General features: G+C 72.3%; 17 protein-coding genes. 4 read left to right on the forward strand and 13 right to left on the reverse strand.

The genetic code is table 11. The features are described 5' to 3' along the window. Window positions 1-31 precede the first annotated feature (31 nt). From rfaE2 to purL, 6 genes are read right to left on the reverse strand one after another with little or no spacing between them, the layout of a single operon-like run. Window positions 32-1,555, reverse strand: a complete 1,524-nt coding sequence (gene rfaE2 / locus IPN03_17385; GenBank protein ID MBK9375436.1) for a D-glycero-beta-D-manno-heptose 1-phosphate adenylyltransferase — start codon at window positions 1,553-1,555, stop codon at window positions 32-34. A gap of 25 nt (window positions 1,556-1,580) precedes the next feature. After that, window positions 1,581-2,528 (reverse strand): hypothetical protein, encoded by a 948-nt coding sequence (locus IPN03_17390; protein MBK9375437.1) that lies wholly within the window; start codon window positions 2,526-2,528, stop codon window positions 1,581-1,583. Further along, a complete protein-coding gene (locus IPN03_17395) occupies window positions 2,525-3,121 on the reverse strand; it encodes an HAD-IIIA family hydrolase (protein MBK9375438.1) in 597 nt (198 codons plus the stop codon). Before IPN03_17395 ends, IPN03_17390 begins: the two co-directional genes overlap by 4 nt. Then, window positions 3,118-3,657, reverse strand: coding sequence for a TlpA family protein disulfide reductase (locus IPN03_17400; protein ID MBK9375439.1), 540 nt, complete (start codon window positions 3,655-3,657; stop codon window positions 3,118-3,120). Before IPN03_17400 ends, IPN03_17395 begins: the two co-directional genes overlap by 4 nt. A 1-nt stretch (window position 3,658) precedes the next feature. After that, complete coding sequence (locus IPN03_17405; protein MBK9375440.1) at window positions 3,659-4,264, reverse strand: thioredoxin family protein; 606 nt, start codon at window positions 4,262-4,264, stop codon at window positions 3,659-3,661. Next, on the reverse strand, window positions 4,261-6,483 hold the full coding sequence (gene purL, locus IPN03_17410) for a phosphoribosylformylglycinamidine synthase subunit PurL (GenBank protein MBK9375441.1): 2,223 nt from the start codon (window positions 6,481-6,483) through the stop codon (window positions 4,261-4,263). The genes IPN03_17405 and purL overlap by 4 nt, the downstream gene beginning before the upstream one ends. A 56-nt stretch (window positions 6,484-6,539) precedes the next feature. Here purL and IPN03_17415 point away from each other — a divergent pair, with 56 nt between their 5' ends. Continuing rightward, window positions 6,540-7,736 (forward strand): pyridoxal phosphate-dependent aminotransferase, encoded by a 1,197-nt coding sequence (locus IPN03_17415; GenBank protein MBK9375442.1) that lies wholly within the window; start codon window positions 6,540-6,542, stop codon window positions 7,734-7,736. Between the two features lie 19 nt (window positions 7,737-7,755). Here IPN03_17415 and IPN03_17420 read toward each other — a convergent pair whose 3' ends face one another. Next, window positions 7,756-8,799 carry a DUF4198 domain-containing protein gene (locus IPN03_17420; GenBank protein MBK9375443.1) on the reverse strand — a complete coding sequence of 348 codons (1,044 nt, stop codon included), beginning with the start codon at window positions 8,797-8,799 and terminating at the stop codon, window positions 7,756-7,758. An 84-nt stretch (window positions 8,800-8,883) separates the two neighbouring features. On the opposite strand from IPN03_17420, the gene IPN03_17425 reads away from it, so the two are divergent. Both IPN03_17425 and IPN03_17430 read left to right on the forward strand, forming a co-directional pair. Beyond that, window positions 8,884-14,799 carry a translocation/assembly module TamB domain-containing protein gene (locus tag IPN03_17425; protein ID MBK9375444.1) on the forward strand — a complete coding sequence of 1,972 codons (5,916 nt, stop codon included), beginning with the start codon at window positions 8,884-8,886 and terminating at the stop codon, window positions 14,797-14,799. Window positions 14,800-14,979: 180 nt separating this feature from the next. After that, entirely contained in the window at window positions 14,980-15,585 is a 606-nt protein-coding gene (locus tag IPN03_17430) for a polyisoprenoid-binding protein (GenBank protein MBK9375445.1), read from the forward strand. Between the two features lie 60 nt (window positions 15,586-15,645). Here IPN03_17430 and IPN03_17435 read toward each other — a convergent pair whose 3' ends face one another. The 6 genes from IPN03_17435 to IPN03_17460 form a co-directional block, all read right to left on the reverse strand. Then, window positions 15,646-16,725 carry a PilT/PilU family type 4a pilus ATPase gene (locus tag IPN03_17435; protein ID MBK9375446.1) on the reverse strand — a complete coding sequence of 360 codons (1,080 nt, stop codon included), beginning with the start codon at window positions 16,723-16,725 and terminating at the stop codon, window positions 15,646-15,648. Window positions 16,726-16,793: 68 nt separating this feature from the next. Continuing rightward, entirely contained in the window at window positions 16,794-17,603 is an 810-nt protein-coding gene (locus IPN03_17440) for a hypothetical protein (GenBank protein ID MBK9375447.1), read from the reverse strand. A gap of 25 nt (window positions 17,604-17,628) precedes the next feature. Further along, complete coding sequence (rlmN, locus tag IPN03_17445) at window positions 17,629-18,717, reverse strand: 23S rRNA (adenine(2503)-C(2))-methyltransferase RlmN (protein ID MBK9375448.1); 1,089 nt, start codon at window positions 18,715-18,717, stop codon at window positions 17,629-17,631. A gap of 56 nt (window positions 18,718-18,773) precedes the next feature. Next, window positions 18,774-19,157 (reverse strand): hypothetical protein, encoded by a 384-nt coding sequence (locus IPN03_17450; GenBank protein MBK9375449.1) that lies wholly within the window; start codon window positions 19,155-19,157, stop codon window positions 18,774-18,776. A gap of 47 nt (window positions 19,158-19,204) precedes the next feature. Continuing rightward, window positions 19,205-20,098, reverse strand: a complete 894-nt coding sequence (locus tag IPN03_17455; GenBank protein ID MBK9375450.1) for a phytoene/squalene synthase family protein — start codon at window positions 20,096-20,098, stop codon at window positions 19,205-19,207. Further along, a complete protein-coding gene (locus IPN03_17460; GenBank protein ID MBK9375451.1) occupies window positions 20,095-21,231 on the reverse strand; it encodes an NAD(P)-binding protein in 1,137 nt (378 codons plus the stop codon). The genes IPN03_17455 and IPN03_17460 overlap by 4 nt, the downstream gene beginning before the upstream one ends. Window positions 21,232-21,423: 192 nt before the next feature. Here IPN03_17460 and IPN03_17465 point away from each other — a divergent pair, with 192 nt between their 5' ends. Continuing rightward, complete coding sequence (locus IPN03_17465; protein ID MBK9375452.1) at window positions 21,424-24,828, forward strand: TIGR03960 family B12-binding radical SAM protein; 3,405 nt, start codon at window positions 21,424-21,426, stop codon at window positions 24,826-24,828. Window positions 24,829-25,211: the final 383 nt, after the last annotated feature.

A 25,211-nucleotide genomic window follows, 5' to 3' on the forward strand; every position in this document is an offset into this window, starting at 1 on the left:
GTCGCCGCGAGGGCCGAAAGGTGCGCGTCGATCACGAGGTCTCCTTCATCTTCGTCATCCTCGTCACCATGGAGGTCGTCGAGCGGCCGGGAAGGAGCGGGACGAGCGCGACCTCGCCGCCGTAGGAGCGGACGAAGGCGGCGCCGACGACGCCTTCCTCGGTGTAGTCGCCCCCCTTGACGAGGACCTGGGGCCGGATCTCTCCGATGAGCGCCTCGGGCGTGTCTTCCTCGAAGAGGACGACGAAATCGACGGCGTCGAGGCCGCCGAGGACCTGCGCCCGGTCCGTCTCCGTCAGGATCGGCCGCTCGGGCCCCTTGAGGCGCTTCACCGAAGCGTCGCTGTTGAGGCCGACGACGAGGACGTCGCCGAGCTTCTTCGCCGCGCCGAGGAGCGTGACGTGACCGGGGTGGAGGAGGTCGAAGCAGCCGTTCGTGAAGACGACCCGCTTGTGCGCGCGCCGGAGCATCTGTGCGACGGCCGCGACGTGGCCCCGTTCGAGGAGCTTCTCGGCGGGAGAGGACGTGAGGCCGTCGAGGAGGTCTGCCCAGCGGACCGAAGCCGTTCCCGTCCGGCCGACGACGACGCCGGCGGCACGGTTGGCGACGTCGGCCGCGTCGGCGAGAGGGAGCCCCGCGCCGAGCGCGACGCCGAGCGTGGCGAGGACGGTGTCGCCGGCGCCGGTGACGTCGAAGACCTCCCGTGCACGCGCCACGATGCGAAGGGGCTCGCCCCCCTTCGGCAGGAGGAGCATTCCTTCTTCCGAGAGCTTGACGAGGATCGCGTCGAGGCCGAGGTCGTCCCTCAGGCGCGACGCGAGCCGCGCGACCGTCCCGAGGTCCCGGGCGCTCTCCCCCGTCACCGTCTCGAGCTCCTTGCGGTTCGGCGTGATGCAGGTGGCGCCGCGGTAGCGGGAATAGTCCTTGCCCTTCGGGTCGACGAGCGCGGGAATGCCGAGGCGGCGCGCCTCCCCGAGGAGCGCCGCCATGACGCGCGGCGTGAGGGTTCCCTTCGAGTAGTCGGAGAGGAGCAGGACGTCGGCCGACGCGAGCGCCGCGAGGCCCGCGGCGACGAGCTCCTCCTCGGCCGCGGCCGAGAGAACCGCCGGGAGCTCCTGGTCGACGCGAAGGAGCTGGCGGCCGTCGGCCACCATCCGCCGCTTGACGGGCGTCGTCCGGAGCGGGTCGACGACGACGCGCCCCTCGCCTCCCGGGAGGGATCCGAGGTGGCGGCTGAGCCACTCCCCTTCCTCCTCGGGACCCACGGCGCCGAGCGCCACCGTCCGCGCTCCGAGCGCCGAGAGATTCTCGACGACGTTCCCGGCCCCACCGGCGCGGCGGGACATCGACGCGAGCGCCAGGAGCGGGACCGGCGCCTCGGGTGCGACGCGAGAGACGTCCCCGAACCACGTCTCGTCGAGCATCAGGTCGCCCGCGACGACCGCCTTCACGCTCGGCGCGGCGGCGGCCAGCGCCGCCAGCTCGGGGGGGCGGGGGGGGGGGGGGGGGGGGCGGGGGGGGGGGGGGGGGGGCGGGGGCGGCGCGCGCGGGGTCATCGTCCGCTCCTCGTCGAGGTCGGGGTCATTTCCCCTCCTCCAACCCCAGGACGAGAGCCTGCGCCAGGAGCGGCAGGAGGATCTCGTGGTGGCCGGTGATCGCGTACGAGGCGCCGCCCGAGAGGACGGGGCGCTTCAGGACGTTCTCGTGCGGGCGGTAGTGTCGGATCATGTCGAGGTCGACGGTCGTGAAGTCCCTCACGTCGTTCCCCAGGTTGCGGGCCATCGAGAGAGCCTTCAGGAAGACCTCCGGCATGATGACGGCCGAGCCGGCGTTGATCCATACCCCACCGCCGCCGAGCCCGGCGATGACCCGCCGGATCGTCGTGAAGTCGCGGACCGACATCTCGCCGACGAGCGCGCCGTCCATGCCCGGGTGCTGGACGAGCGTGTCGGTCCCGAGCGCGACGTGGACGGTGAGGGGGACGTCCGCCTTCGCCGCCGCGGCGAAGAGGGAGAGGTGGCGGTACGGGAGGCGGCCGCGGAGGATCGCCTCGCCGAGCGCGCGGCCGTAGCCGACGCCCTTCTTCCGCCCGGCGCGCAGCGCGCGGAAGATCCCCTCGCCCGTCTCGCGGCTCATCCCGAACTCGCCCGTCTCGAGGACGGCGCCGACGTCCTCGGACGTCCTGCCGTGGAAGGCGACCTCGAAGTCGTGAATGCCGCTGGCGCCGTTCGTGGCGAGGGCGGTCACGAACCCGCGCTCGACGAGGTCGATCAGGACCGGCCCCAGCCCCGTCTTCAGGACGTGGGCCCCGAAGGCGAGGACGACCGGCTTGCCCTTCCCCTTCGCGGCGTGAATGGCGGCGGCGACCTTCCGGAGCGACTCGGCGGCGAGGATCTTCGGCAGGCCGTTCCAGAAGTCTTCGAAGGAGCCGCTCGTCGACGGAGGCGCCGCGAAGTCGGCGGTCTTCACCTTGAACGATCGTGTCGCGATGGGGTAGGTCGTCACGGTCTCGCGCGGGCGCCTCGTCATCGTCCCCTCTCCTGGGCCGCGGCCCTCAGCTTCCGGAGGCCGTCGGCGAGCCCCCCGGCGAGGATCACACGCCCCCCGCCCTTCTCCCGCACCGCCGCGCGCTGCTCGCGCCCGTGCCCGGAGAGGAGGTGGACGGCGAAGGCGCCGAGCGTGAGCCCGGCGCCGACGTCGTCCCACTTGTCCCCGACGACGGCGGACCGCGCGGCCGAGAGGGAGTGCCGACGCAGCGCGCGCCTGTGGAGGAGGGTCCCCGGCTTGCGGCAGCGGCACGAGACCGCGTACTCCTTCACTTTCCCCTCGGGGTGGTGCGGGCAGACGAGCCAGCCGGCGATCGGGACGCCGCGGTCCGCCAGCCTCCTCGCCACCTCGGCGTTCACCGCGTTCACCTCGTCCCAGCGGGTCAGCCCGCGTGCGACGCCCGACTGGTTCGTCACGACGAAGAGCCTGGTCCCTTCCGCCGCGAATCGCGCCAGGAGCGCCGACGCGCCCGGCGCGAGGCGGACGCCCTTCGGGTCGGCGAGGAAGCCCCGCTCGGCGATGAGGGTCCCGTCGCGGTCGAGGAAGAGGGCGTCGAGAAGCGGGCGGCGCCTCACTTCGCGCCGGTGGCCTTCCGGATCGCCTCCGTGAACGAGGCCTCGGTCTGCAGGCCCGGGAGGCGGGTCGCGATCCTTCCATCGCGCCCGTAGACCAGGGTGTATGGCAGCGAGCCGTCCCACGTCGGGTCGACGGTATCGATGAAATCCTGCGGGTCGCGCGTCTTCGCGAGCCAGGAGACGAACGGGACCTTCTTCTCCTTGAGGAACTTCGGCACCTGCGTCGGCCCCGTCTTCTGCGAGTCGAGGGAGACGAGGACGACGGCGAGGTCCTTGGCGGGGAACCTCTTCGCCGCCGCGACGAGGTGCGGCATCTCCTCGCGGCACGGCTCGCACCAGGTGGCCCAGAAGTTGACGAGGAGGACCCGCCCCTTGCGCCCCGCCACGATCCGGCTCTGGTAGTCCTCCGGCTTCAGGAGCTTCACCGGTTCGGCGGTGGCGGGCGCCGCCTCGACGAGGAGCGCCGCGAGGGAAAGCGCGGCGAGGAAGGCGGCGGCCGCCCTCCTCGCGCGCGCGGGGGTCCGCGAAGGGTTCACCTCAGACGCGCTTGATCGAGCAGCCGAAGGCCTTCGTCTCGGCCGCGGGGACGGGCTTGCCCGCGAGGATCGCCTCGAGGGCGTTCCTGAGGTCGGGCGACTTCACGTTCTTCGGGTCCTCGTGCGTCTCGTCGATCCGCCCCCGGTAGAGGAGCGTCCCCTTCGGGTCGAGGACGTAGATCTCGGGCGTCTTCCGGGCGTCGTAGAGGTCGGCGACCTTGTTCCCCTCGTCCTTCAGGACCGGGAACGCGAAGCCGTTCTTCTTCGCGTCCTCGGCGACCTCGGCCGCGGGCTCCGTCTTGTTGCTGTTGATCGTGACGAACGTGATGCCCTTGCCGGCGTACTCCTTCCCCATGTCCGCAACGCGCCCCTTGTAGCCGATGGCGTAGGGGCACTTCGTCGCGTCGAAGATGACGACCACGGCCTTGCTCTTGCCCAGGAGGTCCTTCAGGGCCACGGGCGCTCCGCCGGCGGCCGGCGGGAGGGTGAAGTCGGGGGCGGCGGCGCCGATCTTCGGCGCCTCGGGCTTCTCTGCCGGCGCGGGGACCGCGAGGGCGAGCGTCGTTGCAGCAACGAGGGCGGCGAGGGCGAGGCGGGGTATCTTCATGCGGTCGTCTCCATCATTCTCTCGAAGGCCTCCTCGGAGGCCTGCCTGAGAGTCGAAACGGAAACGTCGAGGACGGCATTCCCGCTCACGCTCACCCGGAGGACGTCTTTCGTCACGCGCCCGAGGAAGGCCGTCGGGACCCCGTGCCGCCGGGCCGCCTCGAGCACGATCTTCTCGTTGCCCGGAGGGAAGGAGACGACGACGCGCGGCGTGGACTGGGAGAAGAGGTAGACCGTCGGCAGGAGCGCCGTCTCGACGTTCAGGTCGGCTCCGAGCCCGTTCGGGATGCACGCCTCGGCGAGCGCGACGCCGAGGCCGCCTTCGGAGACGTCGTGCGCCGAGGAGAGGAGCCCGTCGGTCGCCAGGTCGCACAGGAGGTCGACGAGGGAGCGGACGCCGAGGAGGTCGAGACGGGGGCAGGGACCCTCGTCGCGGCCGAGGACGGTGGCGAGGTACTCGCTGCGCCCCAGCTCGTCGCGGGTCTCGCCGAAGAGGGCCACCACGTCGTGCTCGGCGGCGAAGGCGTGCGGCACCGCGCGCGCGACGTCCTCGAGGAGGCCCACCATCCCGACGGTGGGCGTCGGGAGGATCGACTCGCCGTCGGTCTCGTTGTAGAGCGAGACGTTGCCCGAGACGACCGGCGTCTCGAGCGCACGGCAGGCGAGGGAGAGCCCCTTCACCGCCGCGGCGAGCTGGCCCATGATCTCCGGCCGCTCGGGGTTGCCGAAGTTGAGGCAGTCGGTGACGGCGAGCGGCCGCGCGCCCGTGCAGGCGACGTTCAGGGCCGCCTCGGCCACGGCGTGCGCGGCGCCGCGCATCGGGTCGGCGAAGCAGTAGCGCGGGTTGACGTCGGCCGTGAGCGCCAGCCCCTTTTTCGTTCCCTTCACGCGCAGGACGGCCGCGTCTCCCGGCGGTCCGCACACCGTGTTCGTCCTCACGCTCCGGTCGTACTGTCGCCAGATCCAGGCCTTGCTGCAGAGGTTCGGAGAGGCGAGGAGGACGAGCAGGGCCGTCCTCTCGTCGGGTGCGCCATAGAGGTCGACCGCGCCCTCCATCGGCGCGAGCGGCTCGGCGAGCGTCCAGGGACGGCGGTAGACGGGCGCGTCGTCGACGAGCGGCGCCACGGGCAGGTCGGCCGCGACCTCGCCGTGCCAGTGGAGGACCATGCGCGGCTCCCCCGTCACCTCGCCGATCTCGGCGACGTCGAGGCCCCACTTCTCGAAGACCTCGATGACTTCGCGCTCGCGCCCCTTCTTCGTGACGAGGAGCATCCGCTCCTGCGACTCGGAGAGCATCAGCTCGTAGGGCGTCATTCCGGCCTCGCGCATCGGGACCCGGTCGAGGTCGAGGCGCATGCCGACGTCGCCGCGCGCGCACATCTCGAAGGAGGACGACGTGAGACCCGCAGCCCCCATGTCCTGGATGGCGACGACGGCGTCGCCCTCGAGCACCTCGAGGACCGCCTCCAGGAGGAGCTTCTCGGCGAACGGGTCCCCGACCTGGACCGTGGGGCGGCGTTTGGCCTTTTCGTCGTCGAAGACGTCGGACGCCATCGAAGCGCCGTGGATGCCGTCGCGGCCCGTCTTCGAGCCGGCGTAGAGGACCGGGTTGCCGACCCCCGAGGCTTTCGCCTTGAAGATCCTGTCGTGGCGGACGAGGCCGACCGCCATCACGTTCACGAGGATGTTCCCGTTGTACGTCGGGTGGAAGAACGTCGACCCGCCGACGGTCGGGATGCCGATGCAGTTGCCGTAGCCGCCGACACCGCGGACGACGCCGTCGATGAGGCCGTGCATCCGCGGCGCGCCCGGATCACCGAAGAAGAGCGGGTCGAGGACGGCGATGGGCCGCGCCCCCATCGTGAAGATGTCGCGCAGGATGCCGCCGACCCCCGTCGCCGCCCCCTGGTAGGGCTCGATGAAGGAGGGGTGGTTGTGCGACTCCATCTTGAAGACCACCGCGAGGCCGTCGCCGATGTCGACCGCCCCCGCGTTCTCGCCCGGTCCCTGGACGACGCGCTTTCCCGTCGTCGGGAGGTCGCGGAGGAAGACCTTCGACGACTTGTAGGAGCAGTGCTCGCTCCAGAGGGCCGAGAAGATGCCGAGCTCGACGAGGTTGGGCTCGCGGCCCAGGGCCGCGAGGATCCGGTCGTACTCCTCCGGGGTGAGCTTGTGCTCGGCGAGGAGGCCGGGGGTGATCGTCGGGGCGATGGATCCCATGGCGCGAGAGTTTACCCGCGCCCTCCGGAGGGACCGGCGAGGGTAACCTCCGCGGGATGTTCTCGACGAGAACCCCTCCGCCCGGCGCCTGGAACCGGCTGACGAGGGCGCTCGGTACACACCCCCGGCCGGTCCTCGACCTGACGGCCACGAATCCGACGACGGCGGGGCTCGACGTCGGCGCCTCGCCCGCCCTGGCCCTTCTCGCTGACCCGCGGGGAGGGCTCTACTCGCCCGATCCGTGCGGCCTCCTCTCCGCGCGGAAGGCGGTCTCGGGGTACTACGCGAACCGGGGTGTCGCGGCCGATCCGGAGCGGATCGTCCTCACGGCGTCGTCGAGCGAGGCCTACGGCTGGCTCTTCAAGCTCCTCGCCGCGCCGGGAGACGCCGTCCTCGTGCCGGCTCCGAGCTACCCGCTCCTCGACGCCCTCGCCGCGCTCGAGGGGGTCGAGCTCGTCCGCTACCGCCTTCCCGCCGAGGATCGCTGGGCCGTCCACGCGAGCCTCGTCGAGGAGGCGGCCGACCGGGTCGTCGCGGCCGGGCGACGGGTCGCCGCGGTGGTCGTCGTGAACCCGAACAACCCCACCGGCACGTCCGTCTCCCGCGCCGAGCTCGGAGCGCTCGCGTCGCTCGCCGCGCGGCGTGGATTCGCGATCGTCTCCGACGAGGTCTTCCTCGACTTCCGCTTCGAGGACCGAGCCGGCGACGTGCACGTCGCCGCGGCGGATGAGGGAACGGCGGGCCAGGCGCTCGTCTTCTCCCTCGGCGGCCTCTCGAAGTCCGCCGCCCTGCCGCAGCTGAAGCTCGGGTGGATCCTGGCGAACGGGCCCGCCCCGATCCTCTCCGAGGCGCTCGAGCGGCTCGCCTGGATCGCCGATGCGTACCTCTCCGTCGCCACGCCCGTCCAGCTCGCGCTCCCGGGACTCCTGGCGTGGGGCGACGAGGCGGTCCGCGCCCTGCGCACCCGTCTCCTTTCAAACCACGCCGCGCTGACCCAGGCCTTTTCGGGGGGTTCCGAGACGACGGTCTCGCCGCTGTCCGCCGGCTGGTCCGCCGTCCTGAGGCTTCCTGCGATCGAGCCCGAGGAGGCGCTCGTCCTCCGCCTCCTCGACGAGGAGGACCTCCTCGTCCACCCCGGCTATTTCTTCGACTTCCCGCGGGAGGCGTTCCTCGTCGTCTCGCTCCTGCCGCCCGGGGAGACGTTCCGCGACGGGGTCGCGCGGCTCGCGCGCGGAGTCTCTGCCCGACGCTGAGCAGGAAGGCGGACGCGCCTCAGCGCGGCTTCGGCTTCGGGGCGGCGGACTTCTTCGTCGGGGCTTTCCCCGGCGCGGGCGACGGCGCGGGCGCCCGCGGCAGGACGAGGAGCGCGAGCGTGGACTGCTGCACCTCCCAGTCCGCTTTCTTCCAGGCCTCGCCCCGGGCGCGGTCGGCCTTCCCCGTGCGGCGGACGGCGGCCGTGGCGAGGAGGAGGCGCCCTTCGTTCTCGAGAGGGAGCGAGACGACGCCGTGCGCGTCGGCCTCCACGACCGCCGGCGTCTCCTTCCCCGGCGCCCAGGCCCTGACGACGGCTCCCGGCGCGGGCTTCCCGTCGAGGAAGACCGAAACCGGCAGGGTCGTCCCTGCGCGGAGAGGAAGAGGCGGAACCCTCGCGACGATCTCGAGCGGGAGACCGAGGGGCTCGTCCGTTCCGGCGGCCGGGTCGGCGGGCGAGGCCGAGCGCGGTGGCGCAAGGACTCCCGCGAACGCGCGGGCGCCCTCCACCGCGACGATCCTCGCGGCTTTCTTCGTCTCTTTCTTCTTCGTCCGTTCGGCGATCGCGGCCGTCGCTCCCGCATCTCGCAGGAACGCCTCGAACTCCGCGGCCTCCACCGTCCGCGCCTCGGGCGCCAGCAGGATTCCGAGCGTCGCGAGGCCCTGCCCCGCCCAGGTCGCCTCGAGTCGCGTCACGGGGCCGTCGGCTTTCGCGGAGGTGAGCGGCATGGGCCGCCCCGCGCCGAGCCTCACGAACGACCGGTCGATCCTCTCGGGGGAAACCGCGCTCCCGGGCTCCGGGAAGCGCGCTCCCGTCGTCAGCTCGACGAAGGAGCTCTCTCCCGACAGGGTGGTCGGGAACGGCAGCGGGGTCGCCGCGACGGCCGGGCGGGCCGGGCGGGCCCCCCGGCGCGCCGGAGGAGCAGCCTTCATCACGCTCTGCGGGAGGACGGGGTAGAGCCACGTCTCGGCGGCCGATCCCCGACCCGCGATCGCGAAGAGCGCCACCGCGACCGCCGCCCTCGCCATCCTTCGGACCGCGCCGCCCCTGTTCCTCTCCGGCATCACTTCGTCCTCCCCGAGCCGCCGGTGATTCTAGGGCCGCGCGGCGCCCGGATCCCCGCCGGATCGAGACCCTAGAATCGAAGGATGGCGCGCGGCATCCACTCTCCCCGGTCCCGCGCCCGGCGCGCCACGATCAAGGCGCTCGTCGTCGTCGCGCTCCTATCCCCCGCGGCGCTCCTCTTCCTCCTCTACCGACCCGGTGTGCAGGCCCGCCTCCTCGCGACGGCGCTGAGGCGGGCCGAGGATGCGACCGGTCTCGCCCTCTACGCACGAACGGTGGAGATGGACCCCCTGCGGGGGCGCCTGGTCCTCCGCGGCGTCGGCGCAGCAGTCCTCGGGGCGCGTCCGTTCCTGACGGCCGAAGAGGCCGAGATCCAGATCGACGTGGGCGAGGGGTTCCGCCGGCGCCTCCACGTGCGGCACCTGGTCGCCGAAGGGGTCCGCATCGACCTCTCGGCGCCGCTCCCTGCGTCGCGGGGCGCGTCCGCGAGAGACCTGACGTTTCTCTCCACGGCCGAGATAGACCACATCCGCGTGGAAATCGCGTCGTTCGTGTCCGGGCCGCTCCCGGCCTCTCTTCGGGAGGTGGCGCTGGAAGCGAGGCTCGAGAACGCGGGGCTGAAGGGAAACCTCCACGGCGGCACGCTCAGCCTGCAGGGGGACCTCCCCGCCGTCGTCGTCGATCGACCGGGACCGCTCCGGCTCACGGCGGCCGGAAACGTCGTGCTCTCGCTGAGCGCTGCCGGAGAGATCGGGCTCACGGCGCTCCACCTCGCGGGCGAGGGTTTCACCGCGTCGGCCTGGGGCGGAGCAGGCCTCTCCTCCGAGGCGCCGATCGCCCTCCACGCCGAGGTGAGCGCAGAGACCGCGAAGGTCGCACCCGAGCTGGGGACCACGGGAACGCTTCACCTCGTGGCGGATCTCGGCGGGAGCCGCTCCGCGCTCTCGGCCACCCTGGCCGTCGACGGGAAGGACGTGAAGACCCCCTACGTCGCCCTCGAGACGGTGACCGTGAAGGCGCGTTTCGAGGACCAGACTCTCTTCGTCGAGGCGGCACGGACGGATCTGCAGCCCGGCGGGCGCATCGAGGGAGAGGGTCGATTCGATCTCGACGAGGGCGCCGGGACCTGGACGCTCCGGGCCGCGCGCCTCCCCGACGGACTTCTCGACGGGATCGCCGACGAGGCGACGCGGACCCGCTGGGGCATCGCCGACACCGAGCTCGACGGCACTGCGACGGCGAGGCACGGGCGGGGCGACCCGCTCCCGCTCTCGGTCGACACCGAGCTGTCGCTCTCCCGCGCTGGAAAGTCCCTCGCGACGGTCAAGGGCCGCCTCGAGTCCCGCGGCGTGACCACGCTCGACCTGGCAGCGACGTTCCTCCCCGACTCTCCCGGCGAGCGACGCGCGGAGGGAAGCCTCCGGGCGCCGACCCTCGCGGGCCTCGCGTCGGGCCGTCTCGCCGACGGACGGCTCCGCGTCTTCGCACCCGACCTCGCCGAGGCCTGGGCCGAGCTGCACGTGCTCTTCCCCTCGCTCGTGGTCGCGGCTCCGGAAGGAGTCGACCTCGGAGGAGGAATCCGGCTCGACGTCGAGGGCACGGGACCACTGCGCGCGCTGCGGCTGGACGCCGAAGGGGCATTCGACCCGGCACGGGGGGGCTCGCTGTCGTTCCGCGCGGTCGCCGACGCCGGCCGCCGCCGGGTCGAAGGGACCGTCTCGGCATCCGGCCTCTCGATCGGCACCGTCCGTCCCGGCGCGACCGGGCTCGCATCGGCCGACGCCACGTTCACGCTGGGTCCGAAACAGCGGGACGTTCGCGTCACCCTCGACGCAGCCGGCCTCTGTCTCGCCGAGGAGCTGCCCTTCCTCGAGGCGCTCCACGCCACGCTCGAGGCCGATGGCCGGGAGCTGCGGATCGTCGATCTCGCCGCCACCAGCCCGGAGGTGCCCGGGGCCGGGTCCGGCCTCGCCCACCTCGAGGCCTCAGGGCGCGTTTCCCTCACGGAAGCCTTCCGCGACGCCGACCTCGACGCCTTCGTTTCCGCGGGGGAGCTCTCGGCCGAGGCGCACGCCCTCCTGCGCGACGGTGTCCTCGCGCTCGACGTTCCGCGTGCAGGCCGGCCGGGTCTCGAAGCGGCCCTCTCCGCGCGCCTCCCGCTCGGTGCCCTGCGCGACGTTCCCGCCGTGGCCTCCCATCTCCCGCCGGGCCTTCCCGAGGGACCGCTCGAGCTGACGTTAGATGCGCCGGGCTTCGACTCCTGCGCTCTCGCGGCGTCCCTTCCGGCGGGCACCGACGTCGTCCCCGTTTCCGGCAACCTTCGCGTCTTCGCGACGATCCCCCTGGCGGATCCGTTCGGCGGCACCGCGACGGTCGAGCTCGAAGGCGCGTCCCTGGAGACGCCCGCGGGCCGGCTCGCCGTTCCCAGCACGGCGCGCGTCACCCTCGAGGGCGGCCGGCTCTCTCTCGAGCCGGTCACCGTCGACGGGGAGCGGACGTCGTTCCTCCTCTCCGCCTCGGCCGACCTCGTGCCCGGCGCACGCCCTGGCGCGGCCCTCGCGGGGCTCGTGTCGCACGTCGCCGTGACGGCCGGCGGCCGGGCCGACGCGGCGCTCCTCACCCCTTTCCTGGCGGGGGGAGCGGCCTCGGGCGAGATCGCGCTCGAGGCCAAAGTGGCGGGACCGCCGGACGCGCTGGAGGGGCGCGTCTTCCTCGACGGCAAGGGCTCGCGCTTCTCGTGGCCGCTGGCCTGGCCGACCGAGATCCGGGACCCGCTCCTGGAGGCCGACCTGACGCCCGGAACGGCTTCGCTCACCCGCGGCGAGGCGCTCCTCAACGGCGGTCCGCTCCTCCTCTCGGGCGGCTGGTACCGGGGCGGCGGGACGACGCTGACGGCCCTCTTCGCCGACGTGCGGTACCGCCTCGCCTACGGCCTCGCCGCGACCCTCTCGGGCGAGCTGACGTTCGACGTGATCGAGGACGCGAGGAGGATCTCCGGGACCGTCACGCTCGACCGCGGGCTTCTCGAGAGGGACATCGACCTCGACCGCGAGATCCTCGCGCGCGTCCTCGCTCCTCCCGAGGCGACCGGGACCGAGAAATCCCTCCTCGACACGCTCGCGCTCGACATCGGCATCGAGACCGCCTCCGGGGTGAGGATCCGCAACAACGTGGCCGACCTGTCCGCCTCCTGGAGCCGGCTCGAGGTCACGGGCACCGCCCGGCGGCCGGTCGTCCGCGGCCGGATCGACGTCGGGAAGAACGGTCTGGTCTTCGCCTACGGTCAGGCCTTCCGCGTCGACAAGGGCGTCATCACCTACACCGGGAACCCCGCCACCGATCCGCGTCTCGATTTCGTCACGACCTCCTCGCTCCAGGACGACAGCGTCGTCGCCCGCCGCGCGAGCGGCGACGTCTTCGAGTCGACGCTCGAGTCCTTCCGGCAGGGAGGGACCGGCGCACGCGGAGAGGCGGATGCCGCCGCAAGGCTGGCCTGGGGCCTCGCGGGCTACTACAGCGCGCGCCTCGCGTCGACGCTCGGCCAGGCCCTCGGCCAGGTCGCCGTCTCGGCGCGCCCCGTGTTCGTCCTCGGCGAGACCGACCCGACCGCGCGGCTCACGCTCTCGCGGGAGTTCTCGCGGAACGTGACGCTCGCGGCGTCCTTCGACCTCCGAAACGCGCAGAGGCAGACGTGGGTCGTCGACGTGCACCGTCTCAGGAGGCTCCCTCCGGTCGGCTTCCAGCTCTTCACCGACGACGACGGGAGCTGGGGCGGCACGCTGCAGCAGCGCATCGAGCTCGGGGGAACGCGCGCACGAGGCGCCGACCCCGACGCGCCGCTCCTCGGCGCGGTACGGGCCTCGACTCCGGACGGCATTCCCCGGCGCGGCTTCCTCGCGTCGCTCGGCCTCACGCGCGGCGCGCCGGCGACGCGCGACGCCCTCTTCGACGCCCAGATCGACGCCGAGGCCTGGCTTCGCGGGAAGGGCTGGCCCGAGGCCCAGGTGTTCCTGAGAACCGTTCCGTCGCGTAAGGCGGGGCGGGTCGACGTCGAGGCGTCCCTCGACCCCGGCCCGCGGGTCGTCGTGGAGTTCGAGGGCGATCCGCTGCCGGCCGCATCGCGCCGCGCCGTTGCCGGCCTCTATCGCACCGGGATCCTCGAGACGTCCGCGCTCGAGGAGATGAGCCTCGAGGCGCGCCGCGCTCTGCGCGCCCTCGGGCACCTCGACCCACGGACGGAGGCAAGCGCCACCGACGCGCCGGGAGGCCGTCGCGTCGTCGTCGCCGTGTCGGCCGGCCGACGGGTCGACATCGCCCGGATCTCCTTCACGGGCGTCTCCCCTGCGGAGGCGGTTTCGCTCGCCCGGCGCTTCGGCACACCCCTGGCCCGCGTGGAGCTGGCGGCAAGCCTCCCGAGCGCGGACGGACGGCTCGTGCAGGCATTGCGCGCCCTCGGTTATCCCAACGGCGCCCTCGTCCGGCGGGATCTCTCCGAGGACGGCGGGACCCTGACCGTCGACCTGGACCCTTCCCTTCCGTCCCTGGTCGACTCCGTGGAAGTCCGCGGCGTTGGGGACGAGGAGGCCCGCGACCTCGTGCGGCGAGTGCTGCTCTCCCCGGGAGAGCCGGCCGACGCCGACAAGGCTTCGCTCTCGGCCCTCGCCATGGAGGACGGTCTTCGCGAGCGCGGTTTTGCAGAGGCCCGCGTTCGGGTGGAGCTCTCCCCCGCCACGCCCGAGGACCCGCCCCGCATCGCCGCCGTCTTCACCGTCGAGGCCGGCCCCGCCGAGCGCGTCGGGACGGTTTCCGTCGAGGGGCTCTCACGCACGAGCGCGCGCTGGGCCCAGCGCGCCGCCGGGCTCGAGCCCGGGGGCGTCTTCCGGCAGGACGACCTCGCCCGCGCGCAGGCGGACGTCTTCGCCCTGGGCCTCTTCGAGAGCGTGAAGGCCTCGAGCGTCCCGCGCCCGGGCGGCGGCGTCGACGTCGTTCTCGCGGCCGAAGAACGCCCGCCGTTCTCGTTCGGCTACGGCGTCCGCTGGGAGAGCGACTCCGGGCTCGCCGCCGTCGTCGATGCCGTCGACCGCAACGTCCTCGGTCGCGGCGTCACGCTCGGGTTGCGCGGCCTCTACGATCCCGACGACAGGGCCGTCCGGGCGTTCGGGGGTCTTCCCGAGGGGCTCCTCGGGGTCGGTGTCGAAGGGTGGTACGAATGGCGCCGGACGTTCCGCGAGGGCCTTTTCAGCGACCGGCAGACCGACACGAGCGAGGCCTCCCTGCAGCTCTCGCGAACCCTCTCCGAAGGTCTCTCCGCCCGGCTGTACGGGAGGTACCGGACGTCCCGTATTTTCGAGGACGACCCCTTCTTTCCTCTCGACGTGACCATCGAGTACCCGTACGTCGGCGGCGGGCTCGTCTGGGACAACCGGGAGGACCCCCTCCTCGGAACCCGGGGTCTCCTCGCGACCCTCGACCTCGAGACGAGCGGCGACTGGCTCGGGTCGAGCTTCTCGTACGCCCGCGCCTACGGGCAGGCCAGCTATTTCCGTCCGCTCTTCGGCCTCGGAGCGGGCCCCGTCGTCTGGGCCCAGTCGCTGCGGCTCGGGTTCGCGAAAGCCTTCCAGGGGCAGGTCCTGATCCCGGACGTCCGGTTTTACGCCGGCGGCTCCTATTCGGTACGGGGATACCCGACCGAGAGCCTCGGGCCCCGCGAAGACCTCGGCGGCGGGCTCTTCCCGACCGGGGGCTCGACTCTTCTCGTCCTCAACGAGGAGCTGCGCGTCCCCCTCCACCCGATGCTCGTCGGCGTCGGCTTCTTCGACGTGGGCCAGGTCTGGGCCTCGTCGAGCGACTTCGGGCAAGGCCTCGCGACCTCGCTCGGGCTGGGCCTCAGGGCGCTCACGCCCATCGGCGTCCTGAGGCTCGACGGCGCCGTTCCTCTCGACCGCCGGCCCGGCGACCCGGCGTACAGGGTCTACTTCGGATTCGGCAACGCCTTCTGAAAACCTCTCGTTTCGAGAGGCGCGCCTTCTCCGACTGATCGGTCCTGGCCTGTTCCCGGCGGAATGGGGCGTGGCCCGTCGATTGCAACCGATCGACCGATCCGTCCGGACGTTCCGGGCGTAAGGACGTCGAATCGCAACGCACCGGGGTTCGCCCCGAAAGAGACCCAGGAGGATTAGATGAAGAAGAACCTGCTGTCCGTAGCCCTCGCCGCCGTCCTCGGCCTGACGAGCTTCTCCGCCCTCGCCGAGTCCTGGACCATCGACGCGTCCCACTCGACCGTCGGCTTCTCCGTCCGTCACATGATGGTCTCGAACGTGAAAGGAGCCTTCGGCAAGTTCACGGCGAGCGTCGACGGGAGCCCGGCCGATCCGACCACCGCAAAGATCTCCGCGACGATCGAGGTCGCTTCCGTCGACACGCGCGACGCCAAGCGCGACGAACACCTTCGCACGGCCGACTTCTTCGACGCCGCGAAGTTCCCCCAGATGACGTTCACCTCGACGAAGGTCGAGAAGTCCTCCGCCACGACGGCGAAGGTCGCGGGGAACCTGACGCTCCGCGGCGTGACGAAGCCGGTCGTCCTCGACGTCGAGTACACGGCGCCCGTGAAGAACCCGTGGGGGAAGACCGTCGTCGGCGCGAGCGCGACCGGGAAGATCAACCGGAAGGACTTCGGCGTGAACTGGAGCAAGAACCTCGACGGCGGCGGCCTCGTCGTCGGCGACGACGTGACGATCCAGCTCGACCTCGAGTTCGTGAAGCAGGACGCCCCGGCGAAGTAACCGCCCCGCCCCGAGACCCCGGAGCGCTCGCGGCTGCACGAAGGCCGCGAGCGCTTCGCTTCAGGCCTGGCCCTGGAGGTCCGCCAGCTCGATCCGCAGGTTCCCGGGATTCGTCGCGTACGACAGGCCGGTGGCGAGCGTGACGACCCGCCTGCGGATGAGCTGCTCGATGACCTGGTCGAACGACTGCATCCCGTCGTTTCCGCCGTCCCGCATCGCGTCCAGGAGCGACTTGCCCTCGTTGTCGCCTCCCCCCTTCTCGATGTAGTCGCGCGTACGCGAGTTGGAGCGGAGGATCTCGATGGCGGCGACGCGTCCCGTACCGTCGGCCCGCGGCAGGAGCCGCTGCGACGCGATGAACTGGAACGAGCTCGCCAGGCGCGTCCGGATCACCTGCTCCTCGCTCTTCGGGAAGACCCCGATGATCCGGTCGACGGTCTTGGCCGCGTCGGTCGTGTGGAGCGTCGAGAGGACGAGGTGGCCCGTCTCCGACGCCTCCAGCGCGATCTCGATCGTCTCCGCGTCCCGCATCTCGCCGACGAGGATCACCTTCGGCGCCTGCCGCAGCGCCGAGCGCAGCGCCCGGGAGAAGCTGGGACAGTCGCGGTGGAGCTCCCGCTGGTGGATCGTCGCCTTCTTGTGCCCGTGGACGAACTCGATCGGGTCCTCGATCGTGACGATGTGGACCGCGTGCGTGTCGTTGATCAGGTCGACCACGGCCGCGAGCGTCGACGACTTCCCCGAGCCCGTCGGTCCCGTCACGAGGACGATGCCGTTCTTCAGCCCCGGGATGTCGCGAAGGGCCGGCGGCAGCTTCAGCTCGTCGAAGGTCGGCACGCGGACCGGGATGACCCTCATGACGATGGCGTGGCTCCCGCGCTGGAAGAACACGTTGACCCGGAAGCGCGAGAAGCCCGGAATCGAGTAGGCGACGTCGGCGGCGCCGTCGTCGACGAGGGCCTTCTGCGCCGTCGCGTTGTCGCCGACGAGGTGCCGGGCGATGGCCGCGGTCACCTCGGGCGTCAGCATCTCCCAGCCGGGCGCCGGCACCGGCTCGAGCTTTCCGAGGAGCTCGACCTGCGGCGGCCGGCCCGGGGAGAAGATCAGGTCGGAGACCCTCTCCGACCGGCGCACCATCATCGCGACGAGATTCGGGAACGGAACCTGGGTGGGCGGCGCGCTCGACACGTCCCCTCCGCGCGGTCCCGTCAGCGGGCGGCCGCCGCGAGAAGGGCGCGCGCCCGCTCGGCCTCGGGGGCCGTCGGTGCGACCTTCACGAAGCGGTCGAGGTCGACGACCATCAGGTCCTTGCGCCCGAGCTTCTCGTGCGCGAGGGCGCGGTAGTAGTAGCCGAGCGCCATCCCCGTGTCCTTGTCGAGCGACTGGGTGAGCAGCGCCACGGCGTCGGTCCACTTCTGCTGGAAAGCGCGTGTCGCACCCATCTGGTAGAGGGTCTCGGGGCTTCCGCCGTCGCGCTCGCGGGCCTTCCCGAGCGCCGTCATCGCTTCTTCGTAGCGGCGCAGACGCGAGAGCGCCGACCCCTGGACGAGATACGCAGCCGCGTCGTCGGGCCGGGCGGCGGCCGCCGCGGCGGCGAGCTCGGCGGCTTTCCTGAAGGACGCGTCCGCATCGCCCGTCTTCCGGGCCCTGAGGAGCGTCTCCCCGAGCCAGAGCGGGACGCGCGGGTCGGCGGGAGCGGCCTGGGCGGCCTTGCGCAGCACGGCCGCCGACTCGTCGTACTTCCGCTCCTGCTCGAGGAGGCGCCCGAGGGCGATCGCGACGTCGGCGTTCGCCGCGGCCTGGGAGACGAGAGGCTCCAGGGCCGCCCGGGCCTCCTTCGCCTGGAACGCGTCGAGCTTCTTCCCCGCACCGCGGGCGACCTCGGAGGGCGTCGGTGGCGCGGGGGTCGCCGCGGGCGGGGGCATGGGCGCGGGTGCGGCCTGCTGGGCGAGGGCCTGTGTCGCGAAGAGAGACAGCGCGAGGGCGGTGGCGAGGATCGTACGGGGCACGAGGGACATGGGGCCTCCTGGTTCCGAAGTCGCCTCAGGATCGCACGGACGGCGACGGAATGCGCAGCAGCCGACCGGGTGCTTCCCGTCCTTTCAGCTGGCCGCACGCTGCCGCCGCGCCGAGCCCCTTCGACCAGCGGACGGTGACGTCGACGCCCGACGAGGCGAGGAGGCTCCCGAACGCGTCGACGGACTCCCGCGACGGGCGGGAGAGGCCGGGCAGCCACTCGGCAGACTCGTTGAGCGGGATGAGGTTCACCTTCGACGGGACGCGCTTCACGAGGCGGGCGAGCGCGCGCGCCTCGGCGGGAGAGTCGTTCACGCCGGCGATCAGGACGACCTCGAAGGTGATCCGGCGGCCCGGCTCGAGAGGCCAATCCTCGAGCGCCGCGAAGAGCTCCTCGACCGGCCACTGCGCGTTGATCGGCATCAGCTGCGTCCGAAGGGCGTTCCCGGCGGCCGTGAGCGACACCGCGAGGTTCGGCCGGCGCTCCCTCCGGGCCAGCTCGCGTATGCCGGGAACGACGCCCGCCGTCGAAACGGTCGTCCTCCTCGGCGAGACCTCGGACTCGAGGAGGTCCAGGGCCCCGGAGACGTTCGCCAGATTCAGGAGCGGCTCGCCCATTCCCATGAAGACGACGTTGGCCTCGCGCGGGCCGAAGGCCTTCTCGCGCGCGATGACGATGTACTGGCCGAGGATCTCCCCGGCCGTCAGGTTCCGCCCCGCACCGAGCCGCCCCGTCACGCAGAACGCGCAGTTCACCGCGCAGCCCGCCTGCGAGGAGACGCAGACGGTGACGCGCTCGCCCCCCGCCGAGGCCCGGCGGCGCGGCGCGGGAATGTAGACCGCCTCCACCTTCGCGCCGTCCGCGAGGCGGAAGAGGAACTTCTCCGCACCGTCCTCGGACGGCGTCCGCGCCTCGACCTCCGGGAGCCCGACCGTGAAGCGCTCCTCGAGCGCGGCGCGGGCGGCCGTCGGCAGGTCCGTCATCGCGGCGAAGCCGTCGGCGCGGCGCTCGATCATCCATCGCATCACCTGCGCGGCGCGAAAACGCTGGGGCGCGACGGGGGCGATCGCCTGCGCGAGCTGGGGGAGGGACAGGCCGAGGAGGGGTGTCTTCAAGAGAAAGGCGCGGCAGGCGTGCCTCTGGGCTCGCGGTGTGCGGAACGCACGGGCGCTCAGGTCCGTTTCGCGACGGTCGAGCGGAGCGTGACCGTGTTCCCCGGACGGCGTCGGCCCCGGGGCGCGCGGGGCGCGCGCGTCGGGTCGATCCCGACCGAGCGGAGGAAGTGGAGGTCCTTCACGTCGATCTTGAAGCCGGCGCTCTCGGTCTCCTCGCGCCGGGCCGGCACGCCCCCACGGCGGATGGACGGGAGCGCGGCCTGTGCCCTGTGCCCGCGCTTCTCGAGCGCGACGGTGGCGTCGAGGACGAGATACGCCTCGTTTCCCTCCTCGCGGATCCGCTGCAGGATCTCGTGGACGCGCGACGAGGAGGAGACCGCCTCGTTCAGGGCGTTCCCCAGCTCGCGGAGCGCGGCGCGGGTCCTCTCGTCCAGAGCCATCGCCGCGACTCTAGTTCCCGCCGGAGGCGCGCGTCAATCGGGACGGGTCAGTCGGAGACGCGGTCGAAGCGCCGGTCGAGGAGTCGCACGAGGACGGCGCGCACCTTGCGCGGCGTGGAGAGCGCGATGCGGCGCCGCAGCGTGTCGAGCGGGTGCGCGAGCACGTCCCGCGCGACCTCCGCGTAGATGCCGCCCATCATCGTGACGGCGAAGCGGCAGTCACGGTCGACGAGCTCCTTCACCGGCTCGGCCGCGCGGAAGAAACCGATCGCGCGCCGCGCCTCGTAGCGGACGACCTCGCCGAGGGCGGGGGTCGCCCGCAGCGCGAGGAGGTCCTCCTCCCGCGCGCCGAAGCGGTCGAGGTCCTCGAGAGGGAGATAGACGCGGCCGCGCGCGACGTCCTCGCCGACGTCGCGCACGATGTTCGTCAGCTGCAGCGCCGTCGCCAGCTCCCGGCCCCGCGCCTCGGCGCGCTCGTCTCCGAGACCGCCGAAGATCGCGAGGGAGATCGTCGAGATCGTGGACGCCACGAGGTCGCAGTAGCCGAGGAGCTCATCGAACGTCGCGTAACGCGACGTCACCAGGTCCTGGCGGCAGCCCGCGAGGAGCCCCTCGAACGCTCCCTTCGGTATGGGAAACCGCGGCAGCGCCTCGGCGAGAGCGATCCCCGCCGGGCTCGACGGACTTCCCCCGTAGACGGCGTCGAGCTCCCTCGCCCACGCGTCGAGGCGCTCCGGCGCGCCCGCCGGGTCTCCCTCGTCGACGGCGTCGTCGGCGGCGCGGCACCAGGCGTAGGCCGCGTAGACGGCCTGCCGCCGCTGCTTCGGAAGGAAGCGGAAGCCGACGGAGAAGTTGGCGCCGGCCTGGTGCGTGAGCTTGCGGTTCGCGCGGTGGGCCGACGAGAGGTCGGAAACGCCCCGACCGGCCGGCGCCGCGCTCACCCGATCCTCCCGAGCTCGGGGGCGCGGATCTCGCGCTCCCGCGCGCGGCACCAGTGCGGGGGAAGCCGGTGCGCGCAGCGACCGCGATTGCGCCAGAGCGCGGCGACGAGCGGCGCCAGCGCGAGGCGGACGGGGCCGGGCCGGTAGAACGCGGCGAGGACCGAACGGAAGTCCACGTGCGTCGCCAGGCGCGCGAAGAGCGAGAGGCCGAAGGCGCCTCCCGCCTCGTAGAGGAACCGGTTCACGAGCGAGACGCGCTGCCGGCGCCCGAACCTCTCCCGCGCCAGGGCCGGGAAGTCGCCTCCCGTCAGGAGCGCCTCGGCCGCGAGGGCGCCGGAGGAGATGGCGTAGCGCATCCCGAGGCCGAAGAGGTAGTCCTGGAACGCCCCCGCCTCGCCCGCCGCCGGGCGTCCGTCCCGGCACGGCTCGGGAGCGAGCGCGAAGTTCATGAAGGAGTAGGCGTCGCGGCTTCCCTCCATCGGGACCGCGTCGACGGAGAGCAGCTTCTCCTTCGCCTTCTCGAAGTACCGGTCGATCCCGCCGAGGTCGCGAACGATCGCGCAGCCGAACGTCCCGCGACCGCCGATCGTGAAGAGATACGCGTAGCCGCCGGGAGCGACCGAGGGGTCGTAGAGGACGCGGACGCGGGTGGTCCCGTCGGTCTCGAACGCCCGCTCGCGGGCGAGGCCGTCGGGCGTCTGCGGCCCGATCGCCACGAGGTCGGCGGAGGCCGGCTCGAGCCGCGAGCGGAACCGGACCTCGGCCCCGGCCCCGAGCGCTCCGGCCAGGAGCGTCGTGTCGAGCGTCCCCTCGCCGGGGCCCCGCGTGACGAACCAGGCATACGGCTCCTTCGAGGCGATCTCGAAGCGCCGCATCTTCGCGTCGAAGAACTCGGCCCTCGTCGCCGGGACCCAGGCGGGCGGCGGAAGCCCGAGCCGCGCGAACATGGCCGGAACGTTCTCCTGGCGGTCCGACGCGTCCTCGATGACCTGCAGGTCGCCGACGAAGCGGGCCCCGACCGTGGCGTTCTTCTCGTGGACGACGACCCTCCGCCCGGCCCGCGCGAGGAGGGTCGCAGCGGAGAGTCCGGCGGGGCCGGCACCCGCGATGGCGATCGTCGACGGGTCGTTCACGAGGGACGGCCATTATTGCGGATTCCGCGATGAGCGGTCCTGGCTGGCTTCTCCCCTGGGCACCGCGGGTGCGGCCGGACGAAGCTCCCCCGGGGAAGGGGCCTGATACGCGAATCCGTCGATCGATCCGGGCCGCGGCGAGGGCAAAGGCTCCCCCCGGACTAAACTGCGTGGTTTTCGGAAAGGTCCTTCATGCGTTTCGACTCCCTCCGCCCCCGACTCGAGCCCTTCCTTCTTCGCGTGGAGCGCCCCGGGCGCTACCTCGGCCTGGAACGCAACGTCGTCCGCAAGGACCTCGCCGCCTCCGAGCTCACGCTCTGCCTCGCCTTCCCCGACGCCTACGAGATCGGGATGAGCCACACCGGTACGAAGATCCTCTACGAGATCGTGAACCGCCGGGAGGGCTTCGCCTGCGAGCGCAGCTACGCGCCGTGGGTCGACCTCGAGGAGGTGATGCGGCGGGAGGCGATCCCGCTCTTTTCCATCGAGTCGTGCGCCCCCGTGCGCGATTTCGACGTCGTCGGCTTTTCCCTGCAGAGCGAGCTGAACTACACCAACGTGCCGAACATGCTCGACCTCGCGGGGATTCCCGTCCTGGCGGCCGACCGCTCAGACGGCGATCCGGTCGTCATCGGCGGCGGGCCGTGCGTCGCGAACCCCGAGCCGGTGGCCGACTTCTTCGACGTCTTCCTGATCGGCGACGCCGAGGAAGCGCTCGGCGTCTTCCTCGACGCGGTGAAGGCGACCCGGCGCCTGCCGCGCCGCGAAAGGCTCCTCGCCTTCGCGGCCTGCCCCGGCATCTACGTTCCATCCCTCTACGACGTGACCTACGACGGAGTGGACGGCGGCGGCGACCGCGTCGTCTCGTACGTCGCGAACGCGCCCGGAGTCCCCGAGCGGGCCAAGCGGGTCTGGGTCGAGAAGCTCGACCCGGCGGTCTACCCCGACAAGCCGATGGTCCCGTCCGTCGACATCGTCCAGGACCGCCTCGGCCTCGAGATCATGCGCGGCTGCACGCAGGGGTGCCGCTTCTGCCAGGCGGGCTACTGGTACCGCCCGGTGCGCGAGCTCGACCCCGCCGACGTCGCCCGGATGACGAAGGCGTTCATCGACGAGGCGGGCTGGTCCGAGGTCGGCCTCCTCTCCCTCTCCTCGGCCGACTACTCGCAGATCGAGCCGCTCGTCGCGTGCCTCGCGCCGGAGCTCGCGAAGACGAAGGTCTCCATCTCGCTCCCGTCGCTGCGCGCCGAGGCGTTCTCGGTCGCTCTCGCCGACGCCGTCTCGGAGGTGAGGAAGTCGGGCTTCACGTTCGCCCCCGAGACCGGCTCCGACCGTCTCCGGCGCGTCATCAACAAGACGTTCACGAACGACGACATGGTGAAGGCCGCGGGCGTCGCCTTCGAGCGTGGATGGGACCTCATCAAGGTCTACACGATGATCGGCCTCCCCTCCGAGACGACCGCCGACCTCGACGACCTCGTGACGCTCGTGGCGAACATCCTCGCAGAAGGGCGGAAGAAGGGCGTTCGGGCAACGGTCCACGTCTCCATCGGCTCCTACGTCCCGAAGAGCTTCACGCCGTTCCAGTGGTCCGCGTTCGACGGCGTCGATGCGCTGACGGAGAAGCTCGCCTACCTGAGAGAGAAGTTCCGCCCCGTCCGGGGAGCGAAGCTGAAGTGGCACGAGCCGAAGGAGGCCGAGATCGAGGCCATGCTCTCGCTCGGCGACCGGCGGATGTCGAAGGCCCTCCTCGAGGTCTGGAAGAGGGGCGGCAAGTTCGACGGCTGGTCGGAGCACTTCTCCTGGCAGCGCTGGACCGAGGCGCTCGAGGCCGCGGGGATCCCGAAGGCGCGCCACCTCCGCGAGAAGGACCTGAAGGAGACGCTCCCCTGGGACGTCGTCGACGCCTCGATCCGCAAGCCCTTCCTGGTCGTCGAGTGGAAGAAGGCCCTCCAGGAGATGGCGACCGACGACTGCAAGTGGGGACACTGTTATGCCTGCGGCGTGCCCGGCAACGGCGAGGACACCGTCCTCGCGAGCGGCATGCCCGAGACGTTCTCCTTTGCGCTGCCGTCGCGGCCTGGAACCCCGGGTCCCGGGGCTCCGCGGCCGTGGCCCCGGCGGCCCCTTCCTGCCGCCGGCGTCGCGAGCGGCGTCGCCGACGCACGGGACGAGGGGCGCGGCTCGGCGTACGCCGACAAGGCGAAGGGGGCGGCCTACCGGATGAAGGCGACGCCCGACCTCCTGCCGCTCCGCGAGCGGCGGAGGCACCGCGGAGGCGCGAGCGAGAGCGCGGCGATCGCCAAGACGTGGCGCGTCTCCTTCGAGAAGCTCGGCGACGCCCGCTACCTCTCGCACCGCAACGTCATGGACATCCTCGAGCGGGCGCTGCGGGCCGCGCGCGTCCCCGTCCGCTACACGGAGGGCTTCAACCCGCACCTGCGGCTGTCGATGGGGCCGGCGCTCCCGCTCGGCCAGGAGTCGCGGCACGAGCTCTTCGACCTCGACGTCGTCGACACCCTCGCACCGGAGTTCCTCGCCGCCGTCAACGAACGCCTTCCTCCCGGGATGCGGCTCCTCGGCTGGACCGAGCTGCCCGCCGGCGCGCGCTCCCTCGGCAAGGCCGCGACCGAGGCCGTCTACCGCTTCACGATGCCGAACGGAGACGAGATGACGCAGCGCCTCCTCCTCGCGGGAGAGGGCGCCACGACGCCGAAACGCTTCATCGAGACGACGTGGGGCCTCGCCCCCGAGGACCAGCACGTCATCCGCGTCGTCCGCGAGGAGACGGTCCTCCGGCCTGCCCGGCCCGGCGGCCGCGCCGCATGCCGCTGTGGGCGGCGGATGAAGCGCGGCGGCCGGCCTTCTGCGCCGGATGCGCTCCGGCGTCGTCGCCTCGCGCCGCTCGCGTCGGTCGCCCTGCCTCGAGGCGTGCCTGGCCGGAGATCGCCGCGCCGGCCTACTTCGCCCACGGGGGCGCCTCTACGACCAGATCTTCTTTCCACACACGCCGCTCCTGATCCTCATCACGGCCGCGGGGGGCGCGCTCGTCGGCTTCGGACCAATCCTCTTCGCCTCGCTCGTGGGGCTATCCCTCGCCTCGACGGCGGCTCTCGTCGTCCTCGGGAACAGGCCGGGACGGGCGGCTCGAGAGCCGGTCATCGCGGCGGTGGCAGCGGTCCCTCTGCTCGCCCTCGGCATCGTCTACTTCGACGGTCCGGCCCTCTGGCCCGATCCATTCATGGCGCCCATCCTCCTCGGCGGCGTCCTCCTCCTCGAGCGCTTCGAGCGCCGGGGGCGCAGGACCGACCTCGTCGCCGGCGGCATCCTCCTCGGGCTCGCGGTCCTCGTGAAGCAGACCTCAGCGTGGGTCTCCCTCGCCGCCCTCGCGTGGGTCCTCCTGAGGAGCCGCTGGCGCTCGCCCGGGACGGTCGCGCTGCTCGCAATCGCGATCTGCGCCCCCTACGGTGTCTTCGCGGCCGGATGGGCGGCGGTCTTCGGGACCGTCGAGCACGTCCGCTGGACGCTCCTCGTCCCGATCCAGATGGGAAGGGCGAAGGACAACCTGAATCCGATCAGCCTCGAGGTCCTCCATGAAGCCGTCGCACCGTTGCTCGGGGTTCCCGCCCTCCTCCTCGCGCGCATGTCCCTCCCGCGCCGCGGCCGGCTTCGGTCCCCTCTTCCGTGGCTCGTCGTCGGCTGTTTCGGGATGAGCTACCCGAGGGCCGACCTCCTTCACCTGTCGGCGACCCTGGGCCTCGCGACTCTCGCTACCGTCCGGGCGTTCCGCGTGCTGCGAGTCACGTTCGCCCGACGGCGGGCTCGGCCGGGTCCGGTCCTGACGCTCGCGACGACGAGCGTCGCCGCGGCGCTCGTCGTCGTCTCCGCGGGCGTCGCGTTCTTCGGCGCAGGACCGCTCGCCCTCTCGCAGGTCGGTGCGCCGACGAGGTTCTGGAACGACGAGATCGGACGCGAGTTCG

This window comes from Holophagales bacterium (assembly GCA_016719485.1).
Lineage (GTDB): Bacteria > Acidobacteriota > Thermoanaerobaculia > UBA5066 > UBA5066 > UBA5066.